The 18,308-nt window shown below is 74.3% G+C and carries 16 protein-coding genes; 4 read left to right on the top strand and 12 right to left on the bottom strand.

Translation table 11 applies throughout. The annotated features are described in order from the left end of the window. Positions 1-250 precede the first annotated feature (250 nt). Positions 251-1,192: a D-alanine--D-alanine ligase family protein gene (locus G339_RS0124335; protein WP_019633671.1), complete on the bottom strand. Its 942-nt coding sequence runs from the start codon at positions 1,190-1,192 to the stop codon at positions 251-253. A 74-nt stretch (positions 1,193-1,266) separates the two neighbouring features. Then, entirely contained in the window at positions 1,267-2,502 is a 1,236-nt protein-coding gene (locus G339_RS0124330; protein ID WP_157407990.1) for an aminotransferase-like domain-containing protein, read from the bottom strand. Positions 2,503-2,839: 337 nt separating this feature from the next. On the opposite strand from G339_RS0124330, the gene G339_RS0124325 reads away from it, so the two are divergent. Beyond that, complete coding sequence (locus tag G339_RS0124325) at positions 2,840-3,442, top strand: N-acetyltransferase GCN5 (protein WP_019633669.1); 603 nt, start codon at positions 2,840-2,842, stop codon at positions 3,440-3,442. A gap of 60 nt (positions 3,443-3,502) precedes the next feature. On the opposite strand, the gene trxA is transcribed toward G339_RS0124325, so the two are convergent. Both trxA and trxB read right to left on the bottom strand, forming a co-directional pair. Then, entirely contained in the window at positions 3,503-3,817 is a 315-nt protein-coding gene (trxA, locus tag G339_RS0124320; RefSeq protein WP_019633668.1) for a thioredoxin, read from the bottom strand. A 54-nt stretch (positions 3,818-3,871) separates the two neighbouring features. Beyond that, positions 3,872-4,852, bottom strand: coding sequence for a thioredoxin-disulfide reductase (gene trxB / locus G339_RS0124315; RefSeq protein ID WP_019633667.1), 981 nt, complete (start codon positions 4,850-4,852; stop codon positions 3,872-3,874). A gap of 128 nt (positions 4,853-4,980) precedes the next feature. Here trxB and G339_RS0124310 point away from each other — a divergent pair, with 128 nt between their 5' ends. Further along, positions 4,981-5,553 carry a dienelactone hydrolase family protein gene (locus G339_RS0124310; RefSeq protein ID WP_019633666.1) on the top strand — a complete coding sequence of 191 codons (573 nt, stop codon included), beginning with the start codon at positions 4,981-4,983 and terminating at the stop codon, positions 5,551-5,553. A gap of 31 nt (positions 5,554-5,584) precedes the next feature. Here the strand turns inward: G339_RS0124310 and G339_RS37085 are convergent, their stop codons facing one another. The 5 genes from G339_RS37085 to G339_RS35175 all read right to left on the bottom strand — a co-directional run bounded on the left by G339_RS37085 (position 5,585) and on the right by G339_RS35175 (position 12,874). Further along, a complete protein-coding gene (locus G339_RS37085) occupies positions 5,585-6,361 on the bottom strand; it encodes an anti-sigma factor family protein (RefSeq protein WP_019633665.1) in 777 nt (258 codons plus the stop codon). Between the two features lie 26 nt (positions 6,362-6,387). After that, positions 6,388-6,981 carry an RNA polymerase sigma factor SigM gene (gene sigM / locus G339_RS0124300; protein ID WP_019633664.1) on the bottom strand — a complete coding sequence of 198 codons (594 nt, stop codon included), beginning with the start codon at positions 6,979-6,981 and terminating at the stop codon, positions 6,388-6,390. A 158-nt stretch (positions 6,982-7,139) separates the two neighbouring features. Further along, positions 7,140-8,690: a protein kinase family protein gene (locus G339_RS0124295; RefSeq protein ID WP_026341739.1), complete on the bottom strand. Its 1,551-nt coding sequence runs from the start codon at positions 8,688-8,690 to the stop codon at positions 7,140-7,142. A 184-nt stretch (positions 8,691-8,874) separates the two neighbouring features. Continuing rightward, complete coding sequence (murJ, locus tag G339_RS0124290; protein ID WP_019633662.1) at positions 8,875-10,524, bottom strand: murein biosynthesis integral membrane protein MurJ; 1,650 nt, start codon at positions 10,522-10,524, stop codon at positions 8,875-8,877. A gap of 61 nt (positions 10,525-10,585) precedes the next feature. Continuing rightward, entirely contained in the window at positions 10,586-12,874 is a 2,289-nt protein-coding gene (locus G339_RS35175) for a DUF6049 family protein (RefSeq protein WP_019633661.1), read from the bottom strand. Positions 12,875-13,140: 266 nt separating this feature from the next. Between G339_RS35175 and G339_RS0124280 the strand changes: the two genes are divergently transcribed. Together G339_RS0124280 and G339_RS0124275 are read left to right on the top strand one after the other, a co-directional pair. Beyond that, positions 13,141-14,571: a CCA tRNA nucleotidyltransferase gene (locus G339_RS0124280; protein ID WP_019633660.1), complete on the top strand. Its 1,431-nt coding sequence runs from the start codon at positions 13,141-13,143 to the stop codon at positions 14,569-14,571. Further along, positions 14,568-15,881 (top strand): adenosylmethionine--8-amino-7-oxononanoate transaminase, encoded by a 1,314-nt coding sequence (locus G339_RS0124275; protein ID WP_019633659.1) that lies wholly within the window; start codon positions 14,568-14,570, stop codon positions 15,879-15,881. The genes G339_RS0124280 and G339_RS0124275 overlap by 4 nt, the downstream gene beginning before the upstream one ends. Here G339_RS0124275 and G339_RS35170 read toward each other — a convergent pair. The 3 genes from G339_RS35170 to G339_RS0124260 all read right to left on the bottom strand — a co-directional run bounded on the left by G339_RS35170 (position 15,844) and on the right by G339_RS0124260 (position 18,272). Further along, positions 15,844-16,653, bottom strand: a complete 810-nt coding sequence (locus G339_RS35170; protein ID WP_019633658.1) for a patatin-like phospholipase family protein — start codon at positions 16,651-16,653, stop codon at positions 15,844-15,846. The two genes, G339_RS0124275 and G339_RS35170, sit on opposite strands and share 38 nt — an antisense overlap. A gap of 17 nt (positions 16,654-16,670) precedes the next feature. Further along, positions 16,671-17,960: an MFS transporter gene (locus G339_RS0124265; RefSeq protein WP_019633657.1), complete on the bottom strand. Its 1,290-nt coding sequence runs from the start codon at positions 17,958-17,960 to the stop codon at positions 16,671-16,673. Between the two features lie 111 nt (positions 17,961-18,071). Continuing rightward, positions 18,072-18,272, bottom strand: coding sequence for a hypothetical protein (locus tag G339_RS0124260; protein WP_033324144.1), 201 nt, complete (start codon positions 18,270-18,272; stop codon positions 18,072-18,074). Between the last annotated feature and the right edge of the window lie 36 nt (positions 18,273-18,308).

Raw genomic sequence — 18,308 nt, 5'->3', positions numbered from 1 at the left:
GGAAACCAGCGCTGAGCGGTCACAGGAGCGCGACCAGCGAGCGCACCACGGCGCGCTGCCTTCCCCCGTCGGTCAACACATGTCCGGCGTCAGACCACCGGCCGGACCGGCTGCACCCGAGGTGCGCTTGCCACGCGAGGTTTCACGGGAAACGCGCGACGCTCGGCATCGGCTGATGACCCCGCGTGTGCCCGGCACCCCGACGACCGCTCCGCGCAGGCATGTTTCACGGGAAACCAGGGTGGCGTGGTCAGGTGAGGTGGGTCAGGAGCAGGTCCCGGCAGACCGTCCCGAGGTCCAGGCCCGCGTGGGCGACCGCGCGGGGGAGGAGGCTCGTCTCGGTCATGCCGGGCGCCACGTTGACTTCGAGGAAGTGGACCTCGCCCGAGTCGTCCACGATGAGGTCGGTGCGGGAGAGGTCGCGGAGGCCCAGCGCGCGGTGGGCCGTCACGGCGGCGGCGGTGGCGGCTGCCGCCGCCTCGGGGGCGAGGCGGGCGGGGGTGATGAAGGCCGTGTCGCCCGCGTCGTAGCGGGCGGTGTAGTCGTAGAGGCCGTGCGGGGCGACGATCTCCACGGCGGGCAGCGCGACGGGCTCCCCGTCCCGCTCGATCACGCTGACCGCGACCTCGGTGCCGGAGACGTACTGCTCGACCAGCGCGGCGTCCCCGTAGGCGAAGCAGCCGACCATCGCGGCGGGCAGCTCCGCCGCCGAGCGCACCACGGACGCGCCGAGCGCCGACCCGCCGCGCGTCGGCTTCACGAACAGCGGCAGGCCGAGCCGGTCCACGATGCGGTCCAGGACGGACGCCGCGCCGAGGTCGTGGAAGATCTCCTTCGGCAGCGCCACCGAGCGCGGCGTGGCGACCCCGGCCCGCCGGACGACGGACTTGGCGGTGGGCTTGTCCCACGCGACGCGGCAGGCGTCCGGCCGCGCCCCGACGTAGGGGAGGTCGAGGAGTTCGAGCACGCCCCGGATCGACCCGTCCTCCCCGGCCGCGCCGTGCAGGACCGGGAAGACGACGTCCGGCCGGTCGCGGCCGAGGGCGTCGAGCAGGGCGGCGTCCGCGTCGCGCAGCTCGACCGGGACGTCGAGGGCCCGCAGCGCGTCGGCGACGCGCCGTCCCGAGCGCAGCGAGACCTCCCGCTCGTACGACAGACCCCCCGCGAGGACGACGACGTGCCCGAGTTCCACAGTCCTGCTCCTAACGCGACGAGGGGCCGGCTCCCCCGGAGGAGAGCCGGCCCCTGCAGAAGTGAACGTGCTGATCAGACGATGCCCGGCCCCGGGGTGTGGACCCCGCCGGACACGCCGTCCGGCCGGGCCGCCCCGAAAGTGTCCCGCATCCGGATCTCGTTTTCGATCACGCCGGCGAGGCGGCGTACGCCCTCGCGGATGCGGTCGGGCTCGGCGAAGCAGTAGGAGAGCCGCATGTTGCGCCGCCCGCCGCCGTCCGCGTAGAAGCCGGTGCCGGGCACGTAGGCGACGCGTTCGGCGATGGCGCGCGGGGCCATCGCCTTGGCGTCCAGGCCCTCGGGGAGGGTGACCCAGACGAAGAAGCCGCCGCCGGGCCGCGTCCACGTGCAGCCTTCGGGCATCAGGGAGTCGAGCGCGTCCAGCATGGCGTCGCGGCGGGCGCGGTACAGCTCGCGGAAGTCCTTGATCTGCTCGCGCCACGGCTGGGTCGTCAGGTACTCGCGGACGGCGACCTGCGACAGGGCCGGGTGGCAGAGCACGGCGGACTCGGCGGCCAGGACGAGCTTGGCGCGGACGGCGTGCGGCGCGAGCGCCCAGCCGACGCGCAGCCCGGACGCGATCGTCTTGGAGAACGTGCCGAGGTAGATGACGCGCTCGGCGTCGTCCGCGCGCAGCGCCCGCATGGGCTCGCCGTCGAACCCGAGGAGCCCGTAGGGGTTGTCCTCGATGACGAGCACGTCGTGCGCGGCGCAGATCTCCAGGATCTGGGCGCGCCGCGCGGCGGTCAGCGTGACGCCCGCCGGGTTCTGGAAGGTCGGCACCGTGTAGAGGAACTTGACCCGGCGGCCCTCGCGGGCGAGGCGGTCGAGGGTCTCGCGGAGCGCGGCGGGGATGAGGCCGCCCTCGTCGAGCGGGACGTGGACGACGTCGGCCTGGTAGGCGGCGAACGTGCCGAGCGCGCCGACGTAGGAGGGGGCCTCGGCGAGGACGACGTCGCCGGGGTCGACGAAGACCTTGGTGACGAGGTCGAGGGCCTGCTGCGCGCCGACGGTGACGACGACGTCGTCGGCGGACGCCTGGACGCCCTCCAGCGCCATGACGTCGCAGATCCGCTCGCGGAGCCCGGCGTCGCCCTGCGCGGACCCGTACTGGAGCGCCTCCGCGCCGCGTGTGGCGACGAGGTCGCCGATCATGCCGCCGACGACGTCGAGGGGGAGCGCGGACACGTACGGCGCGCCGCCGGCGAGGGAGACGACCTCGGGGCGGGCGACCATCGCGAACAGTGCGCGGATCTCCGACGGCACCATGCCGGCGGCGCGGGCGGCGTAGCGGTCGGAGTAGGCATCTGTTCGCGCGTGCTGTTCCACGAGGCACCTCCGAGGGGTGAATCGGAATGTTATTGAAACCTACGACATGTCCGTCGTGGGCTGGAACGGCGGGTCCGTGGATCCACGGGAGCGCCCGCCCCTCGTCGGATACGATGCCCGAGGAACCCGGCCAGTCGGCGGGGGTTTCGGCGAATCGGGCGCGTTCGCCTCGCGCGGCCGCCCGGTCGACCGGTCCAGTCTCCCGCCCCGCCGCCCACCCCTCGCACGGTCGGCGGAGCGAGCACAGGGGGTGTCCCTTCCGGTGTCGCGTCGTCTCGTGAACGTCACGCTCGACAACCTCGACGATCTTCCGCACCGCTGCCGCGCGTGCGTGTACTGGGAACTCGACGCCGTCGCCCACGACCGGGCGGTCAAGCTCGGCGGCCCGGCGCTGGAGAAGGAGGCGTGGGTCTCCTCGACGCTGCTGGAGTGGGGGTCCTGCGGGAAGATCGTCTACGTGGACGACGTTCCGGCGGGGTTCGTGCTCTACGCGCCGCCGCTGTACGTCCCGCGCTCGACGGCGTTCCCGACGAGCCCGGTCAGCGCCGACGCCGTCCTGCTCATGACGGCCCACATCACGCCCGAGTTCACCGGCGGCGGCCTCGGCCGGATGCTCGTGCAGGGCGTCGCCAAGGACCTGACGCGGCGCGGCGTCAAGGCCGTCGAGGCGTTCGGCGACGCCAAGGGCGCGGCGGGCGGCTGCATGGTGCCCGCGGACTACCTGCTGTCGGTGGGGTTCAAGACCGTCCGGCCGCACCACCGGTTCCCGCGGCTGCGGCTGGAGCTGAAGTCGGCGCTGTCGTGGCGTGAGGACGTCGAGGTCGCCCTGGAGCGCCTGCTGGGCGCCATGACCCCGGACGCGGCCCTGCGGCCCGCCTGACGCCCGCTGAGCGCGCGAAGGCCCCCGCCCGGTGCTCCGGACGGGGGCCTTCGCGGTGGATCAGAGGAAGTCGGCCAGCTCGCGCAGCAGCGCGCCCTTCGGCTTCGCGCCGAGGATCTGCTTGACGACCTCGCCGTTCTGGAAGACCAGCAGGTTCGGGATCTGCATGATCCCGTACTTGCCGGCGGTCCCCGGGTTCTCGTCGGTGTTCAGCTTGACGATCTCCAGCTTCTCGCCGTGCTCCTTGGAGATGTCCTCCAGGACGGGGGCGATCATCCGGCACGGGCCGCACCACTCGGCCCAGAAGTCGACCAGCACCGGCTTGTCGCTCTTCAGTACCTCGGTGTCGAAGTCGGCGTCGGTCACGGCCTTCATGGCGTCTCTCCTTCGTCGTTCACTGCCGGTCGGCGCGGCGGCGCCGCCCGGACGTCAGCCCTTGACGGACAGTTCCGCGGGGTCCTGCTGGGGGTGGAGGTCGGCGGCGCCGCGGTCGGCGAGCCAGCGCTCGGCGTCGATCGCGGCCGAGCAGCCGCTGCCGGCGGCGGTGATCGCCTGCCGGTAGATGTGGTCCACGACGTCGCCGCAGGCGAACACGCCGGGGATCTTGGTGCGGGTGGTGGGGGACTCGACGGTCAGGTAGCCGTCGGCGTCGGTGTCGAGCTGGCCGGTGAACAGCTCGCTGCGCGGGTCGTGGCCGATCGCGATGAACAGGCCGGTGACGTCGAGCCGCGTCTCCTCGCCGGTGTTGCGGTCGCGCAGCAGCAGCCCGCTGACGCGGTCGTCGCCGAGGACGTCGGCCACCTCGGAGTTCCACACGAAGCGGATCTTGTCGTTGGCGCGGGCGCGGTCCTGCATGATCTTGCTGGCGCGCAGCTCGTCGCGGCGGTGGACCACGGTGACGGTGCGGGCGAACTTGGTGAGGAAGGTCGCCTCCTCCATCGCGGTGTCGCCGCCGCCGACGACGGCGATGTCCTGGTCGCGGAAGAAGAACCCGTCGCAGGTGGCGCACCAGGAGACGCCGCGGCCCGACAGCCGCTTCTCGTTCTCCAGGCCCAGCTCGCGGTAGCCGGAGCCGGTGGCGACGATGACCGCGTGCGCGCGGTACTCGTCGTCGCCCACCCGGACGATCTTGGGGTCGGCGGTCAGGTCGACCTCGGTGACGTCGTCGGTGATCAGCTCGGCGCCGAACCGCTCGGCCTGCTTGCGCAGCCCGTCCATCAGGTCCGGGCCCATGATCCCCTCGGGGAAGCCGGGGTAGTTCTCGACGTCCGTGGTGTTCATCAGGGCGCCGCCGGCGGTGACCGAGCCCTCGAACAGCAGCGGCTTCAGGTCGCCCCGCGCGGCGTAGATCGCCGCCGTGTACCCGGCGGGCCCCGAGCCGATGATGATGACGTTCCGGACGTCGCTCACTGTTCCAGCCTCTCTGATCTTCGCCGCCGCGCGGGTCGGCGCGGTGCGCAGTCGCGTCAACCGATACTAGGCCCCGCTGATTCCCGGGCCCGATCCGCCACGTGCCGGCCAGGCTCTACCCTGGCGAAATGGCGTCGATCATCTTGTTCCACTCGAACCGCGGGCTGCGGCCCGCCGTCCACGCGGCCGCCGACCGGATGCGGGCGGCCGGGCACACCGTCCACGTCCCCGACCTGTACGGCGGGCGCGTCGTGGACGACGCCGAGGAGGGGCAGGCGATCCGCGAGGAGATCGGCAACGAGGAGCTGCTGCGGCGCGCCGTGGCCGCCGCCGCGCCGCACGTCGGGGACGGCCTGGTGTACGCGGGTTTCTCGCTGGGCGCGGCGCTGGCGCAGAACGTCGCGCTGGCCGACGAGAAGGCGCGCGGGCTGCTGCTGATGCACGGCACGTCCGACATCGCGGACGACGCGCGCACGGAGATGCCCGTGCAACTGCACGTCGCCGACCCCGACAGCTACGAGCCGGTGGACTGGCAGAACGCCTGGTATCTGCGGATGCGGCGGGCCGGGGCGGACGTCGAGGTGTTCCGGTACCCGGGCGCCGGGCACCTGTTCACCGACCCGGGCCTGCCGGACTACGACGAGGAGTCGGCCGAGCGGATGTGGCCGGTGGCGCTGGCGTTCCTGGCCGAACTGGGGTGACCGGGCGGCCGCGACGCGCGGCCGCCCGGGATCAGCCGGTGTGCGTGAGGACGTGCGGATTCCGCGCCGAGCAGTCGGGTGCGACGACCCAGATGTCGGCGGGCTCGCCCGAACGCCCGGCCAGGGCGATGACGGTCGCGGGGCGGCCGTCGTAGGTGGCGACGTCCACGAGCGCGGGCGCGCGGCCGTGCGCGACGCCCGTCACGCAGTCGGCGGTGCGGCCGTCCGGCGCGGCGGCTCCCGCGGGCGTCCGGCCGAGCTGCGCCGCGACCTGCGCGGGCAGCGTCGCGGACCGGTAGGCGGTGCCGCTGCGGACGACGCGCCAGCCCGGCGCGGCCGCGGCCCCGACGTGGTCGGGGTCGCTGACGGGCCGGGGCGGCACCGACGCGGCCAGATGGCCGCCGTCGCCCGAGCCGCCGCTCATCGCGCGGCCGACGAGCCCGCCGCCGCCGAGCACCACGATCGCGGCGGCGGCGGCCGACATGATCCGCCAGGGATGCCGTCCGCGCCGCCGCCGATCGAGGTCCACCACCGTCGCGCCGGGCGGATCGGCTCCGTCGCCCGTGCCCGGTCGCCGGGCGCGGGACTCGGCGGCGAGCGCCGCGTCGATCCGGGCGGCCAGATCGTCGGGCATCGCCGGGACGGGAGCGTCCGCCAGGAGCCGGGGCACGTCCGCGAGGTCGGCGGATCGGTCCCGGCACTCGGCGCAAACGGCCAGGTGCTCGTCGACGGAGGCGGCCCGTTCGTCGTCCAGAAGTCCTTCGGCCAGGTCGGCCAGAGTGTCGTAGTCGAGATGCGCGGGGTTCATGAGGGCACGCCACCTCCTTCCACACCTCAGACGTTTCTGGACTCGCGTCGGTTCCTGTGGTGGCGGAGAAGCGGGGCGAGCCGGGCACGGCCGCGGGCGCAGCGGCTCTTGATCGTGCCGGGCGGGACGTCCATCACGCGGGCGGCGTCGTCCACGGTGTAGCCGAGCATGTCGACCAGGACGAGCGCGGCGCGCTGCTCGAACGGCAGCGTCTCCAGGGCGGCGTGGACGTCCAGCGAGACGCCGTGCGCGTCGGTGGGGTCGGGGAGTCTGGGGGCGACGGCGTCGAAGACCTCGTCGTCGCCCATCGGCGTGGCGGGCCGCACGGACCGGCGGCGGATGCGGTCGAGGCAGGCGTTCACCACGATGCGGTGCAGCCAGGTGGTGACGGCGGCGTCGCCGCGGAACCGCCCGGCGGCGCGGAACGCCGACAGGCAGGCGTCCTGGAGCGCGTCGGCGGCCTCCTCCGGGTCGCCGAGGGTGCGGATCGCGACCGCCCACATCCGGTCGCGGTGGCGGCGCACGAGTTCGGCGAACGCGTGTTCCTCACCGCGGGCGTGCAGGGCCAGGAGTTCCTTGTCGGGGACGTCGTTCAGCGCCGCGGCGCTCACCGTGCCCATGAACGACGCCCGCTCTCACCCTGGAGCCGACCAGATCGGACCGGACGAGGGCGCGCTGCTGGGGTACACACCACAGATTCCTGAGGGGAGGGGACATTCTGCTCAGGCGAACGATACCGACTGACCGGCCCCCCGGCACAGTTGCGAAAGAGCGCCGTCTACTTCGTCCCGTAGACGGTGATCTCCCCGATCCGTCCCTTGCAGCTCGGCGGGAGCTTCGTGAACCACACCAGGACGCTGCTGCCGCTGCCGCGCGCCTCGATCACCGTCTCGCCGCGCTGGGCGGCGGATTTCACGGTGTCGCCGTCGCCGACGCGGACGGCGAGGGTGCCGCCGCCCTCCAGCCCGGCGATCCGCACCTTGGTCACCGAGACGGGTCCGCCCATGTCGAGGCGGACGCCCAGCCCGTTGACCAGCCTGCCGAAGTCGGTTCCGGCGTACTCCTGGGTCTCCCAGATCGTGCCGGGCTTCCCGTCGACGACCGCGCCGGGGTTCTTGCGGATCTGGCTGTCGGGGTGCTCGCCCTCGGGGTCCTGGTAGGCGGTCGCGCCGGAGACGGCGAGTTCCTTGGGCTCGGGGGCCTTCTGCGTCGGGGACGCGGAGTGCGACGCGCCCGCGCGCGGGTCCTTGTCCTTGCCGTCGTCGCCGGTCAGCGCCCAGGCGCCGAGTCCGACGATCACCGTGAGCGCGGCGGCGGCGATGCCGATCAGCGCCCGGTTCCCGGGCCGCCGAGCGGGGGGCCGGGGGACGGCGGTGGTCGGCGGCGGCGTGGGCGGCGTCGTGCCGGGACCGGCGGGCGCGGGCGCGCTCGGCGGCCGGACGGGACGCCGCGCGCCGGGCCGGGAGGCGGCCGGTTCCGGCCGCGTGGTGGACGAGCCGTTCACCGGCGCGGCGGGCCGGGACGGCCGCGCGGGCGGCGCGGACCCGAGCCCCGCGAACAGCGGCAGCGGGGTGCGGGGCACGCCGCGCAGGGCCGTGGCCAGCTCGCCGGGCGTGGTGATCGGCGGGCGGCCGGGCTCCTCGGGGCCGAGGCAGCGGCAGACGATCGCGTCGATCGCGTAGGAGATGCCCGCCTGGACCTGGCGGGGCGGTTCGGCGACGCCGTCGGCGGCGGGCGCGGCCGGGAGCGCGGAGCGTTCCGGGTCGCCCGGCCAGTGGGCGGTGAGCGCGGCGTAGAGCATCGCGCCGAGGCCGCGGGCGTCCTCGGCGGCGGGGTCGTCGCTGTAGCGGTCGCCGAGGACGGCGTCGGTGGCGACGCCGAGGATCTTGACGGTGCCGCCGGTCGTCCACACGAGGTCGCGCGGGGACAGGCACAGGTGGGCGAGCCCGGCGGCGTGCGCGGCGGCGACGGCCTCGGCGGCCTCGTGCAGCAGCGTCGCGGCGCGGCCCGGCTCCAGCGGGGCCTTGGCGAGCATCTGCTCCAGCGTCTCCCCGGCGACCCACTCGCTGACGACGTAGGCGTTCTCGCCGCTGTCGTCGGCGTCGAAGACCTGGGTGAGGCGGGGGTCGGTGAGGCGGCTGGCGGCGCGGGCGGCCAGGACGACCTCGGCGACGCGCGGGAACTCGGGGTCGAAGGTGCGCACGGCGACGGCGCGCGCGAGGATCTCGTCGATGGCCCGCCACAGGGTGGAACCGCCCTCGGCGATGCGCTCCTCAAGCCGGTAGCGTCCGGCGAGCCGGGTTCCGGGCTCGATCACTGACGTGCTCACGGCAACGTCCTGCGCAGGTGGTCAGATCCCATGTTCGTGGCGTGGCAGCTTACGCCTCCGACCCTCCTCTTTGCGTTCCCCAGGGTGTCGCCCCGCAAGCCGTAGTCTCCCTCATGGTAGTGGCTGCGCACCGGGGAGGCCGACTTATCCGCGCGCGTCCCGGGCGCCGCCCCGCTCTTGACGGTCACCTTCCGCCGGGGAGCCGGGCCGTGATCGTACCGATCATCGTCTGCACCTCGCCGACCCGTAGGAGTTTCGCAAACAGGAGATAGAGGACGCCACCCCCCGCGCTGCCGACCGCGAGGGCGACGATCCCGGGCACCAGGCCCGCGCCGACGCCCGTCCGCACGAGCGCGTGGACGGCGTACGCGAAGCCGAGCAGCGGCCACAGCGCGACGACGAGCTTGAGGCCGGTGGTGACGACGCGGCGGCCGTCCATCCCGCCGAGCCGGCCGCGCAGGACGGCCCAGCCGACCAGCGCGCCGACCGTCTGCGCGAGCGCGAACCCGCCCGCGATCCCGACGATGATCTTGTTCGTGGGCAGCAGCGCCGAGGCCAGCAGTGCGCAGACGATGTTCGTCGCGACGACGGAGACGCTGATCAGCGCGGGCGTGCGGGTGTCCTGCAGCGCGTAGAAGACGCGCAGCGTGAGCTGGTATGCGGCGAACGGCACGAGCGCGACCGCGAACATCCGCAGGACCTCGGCGATGACCTCGGCGTTCGCGACGCTCGTCCGGCCGTGCGCGAACAGGACCGTCGCGATCTCCGGGCCGAGCACCGCCATCAGCGCCGCCGCCGGGAAGATGACCACCGCGCAGAGCCGCAGGCCGGACGAGAAGTCGTCGCGGACGTCCGCCAGCCGCCCGGACGCGGCGTGCTCGCTCATCCGGGGCAGCAGCGCCGTGATCACCGAGACGCCGATGATCGCGTACGGGAGCTGGAAGAGCTGGTAGGCGTTGAAGTACGGGGTGTACCCGACGTCGCCCAGCCCCTCAGCGCGGCCCTTGACGCCCGCCGAGTTCGCCAGCCGCGTCGTGATGGCGAACCCGATCTGGGTGATGACGACGTAGGACAGCGTCCAGGCCGCCATCCGGCCCATCTCGCCCAGTTCGCCCTTGCGGAAGTCGAGGCGGGGCCGCCAGCGGAACCCGCTGCCGCGCAGGGACGGCCACAGCGCGAGCGTCTGCAGCGCCATGCCGCCGATGGTGCCGCCGGTCAGCAGCGCGACCTGTGAGCCGCCGATCGAGCCGGGGTCGACGCCGCCGGACGCGACGAGCAGGAACGCGCCCGCCGTGCAGCAGATCACGATGTTGTTCAGCACCGGCGCCCACATCGGCGCGCCGAACCGCTTGCGCGTGTTGAGGATCGCGCCGGAGAACGCGCTGACGCCGAGGAAGAAGATCTGCACCGCGAACAGGCGCGCGAACAGCACGGCCAGGCTCCGCTGGTCGCCGTGCATGGAGCCGCCGTAGATGGTGATGAACACCGGGCCGAGCGCGACCGCGACGGCCGTGATCAGCGCGAGGCCGAGCACCGCGAGGGTGAACAGCCGCTGCTCGTAGCGCGCGCCGTGCTCCGGATCGCGCTCGCGCGCCCGGACGATCAGCGGCACGACGACGGCCGTCAGCACGCCGCCGAGCAGCAGGTCGTAGACGATGAACGGGACCGTGTTGGCGGTGTTGTAGGCGTCCGCGAGCGCGCCCGTGCCGAGCGCCGCGACGAGCATCGCCGTCCGCAGGAACCCGGTGACGCGGGACGCGAGCGTCCCCACCGCCATGATCGCGCCGGACCGCAGGATGCCGCCCGCGCCGCCGCCGCGCTCGGCGGCGGGCACCTCGGCGGCCTCGGGCGGGGGCGGCGGGGCCGCCGTGCCGCTCAGGTCGGGGAGTGGCAGGTCAATCGCCGTTTCCGCGGCCGGGGAGTCCGGCCGGGGGGACGTCGCGGGCGGCGGCGTCGGACTCGGCGGGCCGGGCCGGGCCGGCGCTGGGGCCGGTGCCGGGGAGGGCGCCGGGAGGTACTCCGGGGGGTACGGCGTACCCGGTGGGGTCCTCGGGCGTCCCGTCGACCCGTGGTTCCGGTCCTCCGGCTGAGTGGTCACCGGCTGCCTCCGCCTTCCGTCGCCGCCGCGCGCGCGCCGCCCGTGCCCCGACGCCCGCGACGAGCACGGCGAGGCCGCCGCCGGTGATCACCAGGGCGGCGCGGCCGTATCCGGTGGGCCGCACGGTGATGTCCTGTCCGTCGTCGAATTTACGTCCGTCCGCGGACAGGAGCTGCACGTGGATCTGGAAGTTGCCGTTCCCGGCGGCCTGCACGGGTATCCGCTTGGTGGTCTTCTGCCCCGCGTCCAGCTCGATGACGCGGTCGCGGTCGTCGATCCGGCCGATCTGGAGTTTCGCGCTGTTCTTGGACGAGATGTCGAGCACGACGCGGATCTTCTGGTCGGGCAGCTCGTTGACGACCGTCACGAGCACCTGGCCGGAGCGGCCCGCCAGCGACACCTTCTTGTTGAGGACGCGGACCTTGCGGATGCCGCGGTCGAGTTCGGTCGCGAGGGCGTCGCGGGCCTGCTTGGCGCGGCCCGACCGGCCCCGCCACGCGGCGGACTCGGCGCGCAGCACGGCGCGCCGGTAGTCCACGTTGATCGGCGGCTCCATGATCGTCGCGAACGCCGCCGCGCGCCGCTCGATGGACCGGACCTGCGCGAGGTAGGCGGGGCCGAGCTCGTAGCGCTCGAACTCGTCGGGGTAGCCGGTGGACGCGCGCTCCTGCGGGGCGACCTTGGCGATCTTGTCGAGCGGCTGCTTCTTCAGCCAGGGGGCCGCCGCGGTGTAGGTCAGCAGGTTCTTGGCGAACGACGGCGTCGGGTCCCAGTGGCGGCTCGGGGCGACGACGAGCGTCCGCGACGCGTTCGGCGCCTCCGCGGTGATCATCGCGGTCTCCGCGAGGAACCGCTGCTGGGCGAGGACGGCCGCGCCGGGCTCGCTGACGTCGGCGCTGACGATCTGGCTGAGCTTCTCGTCGTAGGCGACCACGCGCTTGGCGCCCGCGCCGGTCTGGACGGTCGTCGTCGCGCGCGGCGTCCCGCCCTGCGGGTCCTGGAACATCGCGTCGCTGAGCAGGAACGACCCGTCCGCCGCGCTGGAGTCCGGGCCGCCGACCTTGCCGAGCTTGGCGAGTTGGTCGAGGGTCGCGGGCCCGGCCATCCCGGCGGGCGGCCACGCGTACCGCGCGGTGGGCTGGCGGCCGAGGACCTGCGCGGCGACGGCGCTCTCGTCGTAGGCGGACGAGAGGTCCTTGTTCATCCGGTAGCGGACGAGCGCGACCGCGTCCGGGTCGGCGTAGGGGAGCGCGAAGTACTGGTCCCCGGCGGACGCCTTCTGGAGCGCGGCGAGCCAGTCCTTGGCGGCCTTGCTCTTCGGCTTCTCCTGCCGCCTGCTCGTGCCGACCGTGTACTCGTGGTCGCGCATGTAGGCGGCGTCGTCCAGCAGCGCCGGGTCGATCGCCCAGGTGACGGGCGTGGAGGTCTGCTCGGCGGCGTCGACCAGGCCGCGCAGCCGCCCGCCCGCCGCCAGCTCGCCCGCGAGCCGGTCGTCCAGGAACGTGCGGTCGTCGGCGCGGTGCATCCGGTCCGCGAGCGGCCAGACCCAGCCGATGTTGACGGGCTTGAAGTCCGACGCGTTCTTCGTCACGAACGTCACGAACGAGACGACGCCGCCGAGCGCCTGCCCCTGCGCGTTCACCGCCTCGACCCCGACCGGGTACACCCCGAACGACTTCATCCCGACTGCGCGCGTGTCCAGCTTGAGCGTGAAGTCCTGTGCGCCGCCCGACGCGGCCGCCTGCGGCAGCGCCGACGGCGTCCCCGTCCCGACGAGCGAGGCGGGCTGCGCCTCCGCGAGCTGGTCGAGCTGCCCGCGGCTCCCGACCGGGCTGCCGTTGTAGCGGAGCCGCACCGACAGGCCCGGGACGGCGTGGCCGGTGCGGTTGGTGATCCGGCCGCGCACCTGCACGACGGACCGCTTCCCGGTCGGCTCCGCGCGCGGCGACAGGTAGCTGAGGGCGATCTGGACCTGCGCGCGGTCGCGCGCGGGGGCGGCGGCGGGCGGGGCCGCGAGGGCGGGCGCCGACCCGAGGAGCGCGGGCAGCAGCAGGAGCAGCGCAGCCGTGCGCTTCGCCGCTCTCACGCCACGTCCGCCCGGGGACCGCCCGCCGTGCGGACGGTTCGGGGACGACGGCCGCCGTTTTCCCGCACCACGGCTCGATGGTAGCCGCGCCGGGATACCCGTCCGACCGGCGACCTGATCTTCGCGCGGGGGCGCGCGCGGGCCGTCCCCGGGGCCGATACCGTGGGGGCTCACGTAAGGCGTGGTCCGCGTGGTGGTGCCCCGGACCGAAAGTGCTTTGCCACTCTCTGACCAAGGAAATACGCTCGATGCCCGTGCCTGAGCCCATGCCTGCAGATGACGTCGATTCCCGGCGGGCCGCCGTCGCGGACCTGCTGCGCGGCGCCGCGCCGGTCGCCGCCGAGCTGGGCGAGCGGTTCGCGGCGGCGGGGCACGAGCTGGCCCTGGTCGGCGGGCCGGTGCGCGACGCGCTGCTGCGCCGCCCGACCAAGGACGTCGACCTGACCACGGACGCGCCGCCGCAGCGCGTCCTGGAGATCATCGACGGCTGGGCCGACGCGGTGTGGACGGTCGGCATCGAGTTCGGCACGGTCGGCCTCCGCAAGCGCGGCGAGGACGTGGAGATCACGACCTACCGCAGCGAGTCCTACGACCCGAAGTCCCGCAAGCCCGACGTCGTCTACGGCACGTCGCTGGAGGAGGACCTGCGCCGCCGCGACTTCGCGGTGAACGCGATGGCGGCGCGGCTGCCCGGCTACGAGTTCGTCGACCCGTTCGGCGGCCTCGCCGACCTCGGCGCGCGGCGGCTGCGGACGCCGGGCCGGCCGGAGGACTCGTTCGGCGACGACCCGCTGCGGATGCTGCGCGCGGCGCGGTTCGCGGCGCAGCTCGGGTTCGCGGTCGCGCCGGACGTCGTCGCGGCGATGACGGAGATGGCGGGCCGGATCGAGATCGTCTCGGCGGAGCGGGTCCGCGACGAGCTGTCCAAGCTGGTCTGCGGCGCGCACCCGCGCGAGGGCCTGGCGCTGCTGGTCGACACGGGCCTGGCCGGGCACGTCCTGCCGGAGCTGCCCAAGCTGCGGCTGGAGATCGACGAGCACCACCGGCACAAGGACGTCTACGAGCACTCGCTGATCGTCCTGGAGCAGGCCATCGCGCAGGAGGAGGACGGCCCGGACCTCGTCCTGCGGCTCGCGGCGCTGCTGCACGACGTCGGCAAGCCGAAGACGCGGCGGTTCGAGGAGGGCGGCCGCGTCTCGTTCCACCACCACGAGATGGTCGGCGCGAAGCTGACGCGCAAGCGGCTGACCGCCCTGCGGTACCCGAAGGACGTCATCGCGGACGTGTCGCGGCTGGTGGAGCTGCACCTGCGGTTCCACGGCTACGGGAACGGCGAGTGGACGGACTCGGCCGTCCGCCGGTACGTGCGGGACGCGGGCGCGCTGCTGCCGCGCCTGCACAAGCTGACCCGCGCCGACTGCACGACCCGCAACCGCCGCAAGGCCGAGCGGCTGCGCCGCACCTACGACGACCTGGAGGTGCGCATCGCCCGGCTCGCCGAGGAGGAGGAGCTGGCGGCGATGCGGCCCGAGCTGGACGGCAACGAGATCCAGGAGATCCTGGGGATCAGGCCGGGGCCGCTGGTGGGGAAGGCGTACAAGTTCCTGCTGGACGTCCGCCTGGACCAGGGGATGATCGGCAAGGACGCGGCGGCGGACGCGCTGCGCCGCTGGGCCGCCGAGCAGGGGATCGCGTGATCGACCTGCGGCTCGGCCGGATGAGCCCGGCGGAGGCGGCGCGGCTGCGCGCGTTCGACCGCGAGCACGTGTGGCATCCGTACGCGCCGCTGCCGGGCGCGGTGGAGCCGGAGCTGGTCGTCGCGGCGTCCGGGGTGCGGCTGACGCTGGCGGACGGCGCGGAGCTGATCGACGGGATGTCGTCGTGGTGGGCGGCGATCCACGGCTATCGCGTGCCCGAGCTGGACGCTGCGGTGACGCGGCAGCTCGGCAAGAACGCGCACGTCATGTTCGGCGGGCTGACGCATCCGGCGGCGATCGGGCTGGCCGAGCGGCTGGTGTCGCTGACGCCGGAGCCGCTGACGAAGGTGTTCTTCGCGGACTCGGGGTCGGTCGCGGTCGAGGTCGCGATCAAGATGGCGCTGCAGTACTGGCGTGCGCGGGGCCGTCCGGAGCGGCACCGGCTGCTGACCGTGCGCGGCGGGTACCACGGGGACACGTTCGGGGACATGGCCGTCTGCGATCCGGTGAACGGGATGCACCACCTGTTCTCGGACGTCCTCGCGCGGCACGTGTTCGCGCCGCCGCCCCCGCTCGGCTACGACGCCGAGCCGGACGCGGCGTACATCGCGGAGCTGGCGCGGCTCGCCGCCGAGCACGCGGACGAGCTGGCGGGGATCATCGTCGAGCCCGTCGTGCAGGGCGCGGGCGGGATGCGGTTCTACGCGCCCGAGTACCTGCGGGCGCTGCGCGACCTCGCCGACGAGCACGGAATCCCGCTGATCCTGGACGAGATCGCCACGGGCTTCGGCCGGACGGGCGAGCTGTGGGGCGCCGACCACGCCGAGGTCGCCGCCGACATCATGTGCGTCGGCAAGGCCCTGACCGGCGGATACATGACGATGGCCGCGACGCTCTGCACCGACGAGGTCGCGTCGGTGATCTCCGGCGGCGAGGGCGGCGCGCTGATGCACGGCCCGACGTTCATGGCGAACCCGCTCGCGGCGGCGGTGGCGTCCGCGTCGATCGACCTGCTGCTGTCCCGCGACTGGCGGGACGAGGTCGACCGGATCGAGGCGTCCCTGACGGCCGGGCTCGCCGGGGCCGAGGACCTGCCGGGCGTGGCGGACGTGCGGGTCCTCGGCGCGATCGGCGTGGTCGAGACGCGCGAACCGGTGGACGTCGCGACGGTGCAGGGCGTCGCGATGGACCACGGCGTCTGGCTGCGGCCGTTCGGGCGGCTGATCTACACGATGCCGCCGTACGTCTGCACCGACGACGACCTGGACCACATCACCGAAGCTCTCTACGCGGCCGCATCGGCGCTTTAGCCCCTGCCGTCGCCGCTTGGGCGCGGCCCGCTTCGTACGCCGCCGTCCAGGCGGCCGGGTCTCCGGGGTCGGCGAAGGGCGCGGGGTCGTCGGGGGTCAGCCAGGACGGGTCGGCGGGGCCGGTGAACGGGGCGATGACGGTCTTCGTGCGCGCTTCGTCGCCCAGGTCGGCGTTGACGCCCGCGCGCAGCGCGCCGTCCATGTAGCGGCGGCCCTCGATGGTGATCGGCGGGGCCATGCCGGGCATCGCCGTGCTCGCCGCGATCACGGCGGGGAGCGGGACGGCGCGGGTCGTCTCGTCGGTGCTGTCGAAGACGCGGGGGACGCCCGTCTCGACGTCCACGGCCGGGATCAGCAGCCGCCGCCTGGGCCACGCGGTGGTGCCCGCGACCGCGTCGAGGAGCTTGGCCATCCGTTCGATGACGGCTTCCTCGGGTTCGACCGCGCCCGCTCGGACGGCCTCGTCCGCCAGTTCCCCGGCGCGCTTCAGCCGATCGGTTCCGGGGCCGGACAGGATCTCGCCCACCCTGCGCAGCCAGGACGGGTCGGGCCGCCGCGCGCCGGGCTTGGGGCCGCGCGCGGCGAAGGCGGCCGGGTCGCCGCCGCACGCGACGGCCGCGCCGACGATCGCGCCCGCGGACGTCCCGACGATGAGGTCCGCGGTCGTCAGGTCCGTGCCGAGGTCGCGCAGTCCCGCGAGGAGGCCCGCCGTCCACGCGGTGCCGGGGAGACCGCCGGGGCCGAGGACGAGCGCGGTTTCTGGAGTCGTCATGACCCCAGGTTCGAACATCAAGAATGGTTGAGGTCAAGCGCGGGCGCGGGCCGCGCGGCGGCGCGGTACAGGACGGCGCCCGCGAGGTACGCGGCCACCACGCCCACCAGCACGCCGGGCGACGCGCCGTCGCCGGGAAGCCACGCGGCGGTCGCGGCGGCCGACGCGGCGAACATCGCGTTGAACAGCATGTCGTAGACGGCGAAGACCCGGCCGCGGTAGGCGTCCTCGACCGATTCCTGGAGGATCGTGTCCACGCACAGCTTCACGCCCTGCGAGACGACGCCGAGCAGGAACGCGCCGACCGCCCACGGCACGCGCGCGAACGGCAGCCCGAACACCAGCAGGGCCGCCGCGCCGCCGCCGAGCAGCACCGTGATCCACGCCTGCTTGCTGACGCGCCGCACGACCGCCGGGGTCGCCAGCGCCGCCGCGAAGTAGCCCGCGCCGGACACGCCGAGCATCGTCGCGAAGACGGCGAGGCCCGCGTCGGCGTCGCCCGGCGCGAACCGCTCGCGGCACAGCAGCAGCGTCATCATCAGGACGACGCCGTACAGCAGCCGGTGGAACGAGATGGCGCCGAGTGCCAGCGCGGCGGGCCGGTGCGCGGCGATGTAGCGCGCGCCGTCGGCCAGGCCGTGCAGGACGCCGCCGAGCGCGGCCCGCGTCCGCTCCGGGGCCTCGTCCAGGTGCGGGCCGAGCAGCCCGCGCGGCAGCCGGGACGCGACGAGCCCGGCGGCGGTGAACAGCGCGGCCGCCGCGACCAGGATCGCGGCCGTGCCGCCCCGGCCGCCGCCGACCGCGAGTCGCAGCAGGTAGCCGACGCCCGCGCCGGCGAAGGCGACGACCGTCCCGGAGGTGACCGCGAACGCGTTCGCCGTCACCAGGTGCGCGCGCCGGACGACGTGCGGGAGCGCCGCCGACAGCGCCGCGAGGAAGAACCGGTTCACGCCGAGGACGACCAGGACGGCGAGGAAGAACCCGCCGCCGTCCCGTCCGGTCGCGACGAGCGCGGCGACGGCGAGGACGAGCAGCGCCCGCAGCAGCGGCGTCCGGACCAGGATCGTCCGCCGCCGCCACCGGTCGATGAGGACGCCCGCGAACGGTCCGAGGACCGAGTACGGCAACAGCGTCACGGCGAACGCGGCGGCGGCCTTCGCGGGCGACGCCTGCCGTTCCGGCGAGAAGAAGACGTATCCGGCGAGCGCGACCTGGAACACGCCGTCGGTGAGCTGCGAGGTGAGCCGCGCGGCGTACAGGCGGCGGAAATCGCGTCCGCGCAGGATCTCCCGTAGCTGACCGGCCATCACCGGTTCACCTTATGCGCCCCCTCCTGCGAGGCCGCCCGTGCCGGGCGTGGAGCCCCCGGCCGGGTCGTCGGGCCATACGGGCGGATGGCATCCCGGCCGGGGGAGTCGTCACCGCTCCGGCGGCGGGTGCGGGCCGCCTGCGCCGAGCCGGTGCAGTTTCCGCACACGCGCAGCCTGCGTCACCAGATCGAGCGCGAGCGCCAGGCCGGGCGGGGACTCGGGGGTTTCCGCCGCCGACCCGCCCGACAGCGGGCAGTAGGTCCGGGGCCAGTAGAAGCGGTTGACGTTGCACACGTGCGCCGACGTCATGTCAGGCCCCGGCGCTGCCGCGCGGGCACTGAGGGA

This window comes from Actinomadura atramentaria DSM 43919, from assembly GCF_000381885.1.
Lineage (GTDB): Bacteria > Actinomycetota > Actinomycetes > Streptosporangiales > Streptosporangiaceae > Spirillospora > Spirillospora atramentaria.
This window is presented reverse-complemented; position numbering and strand designations above follow the sequence as displayed.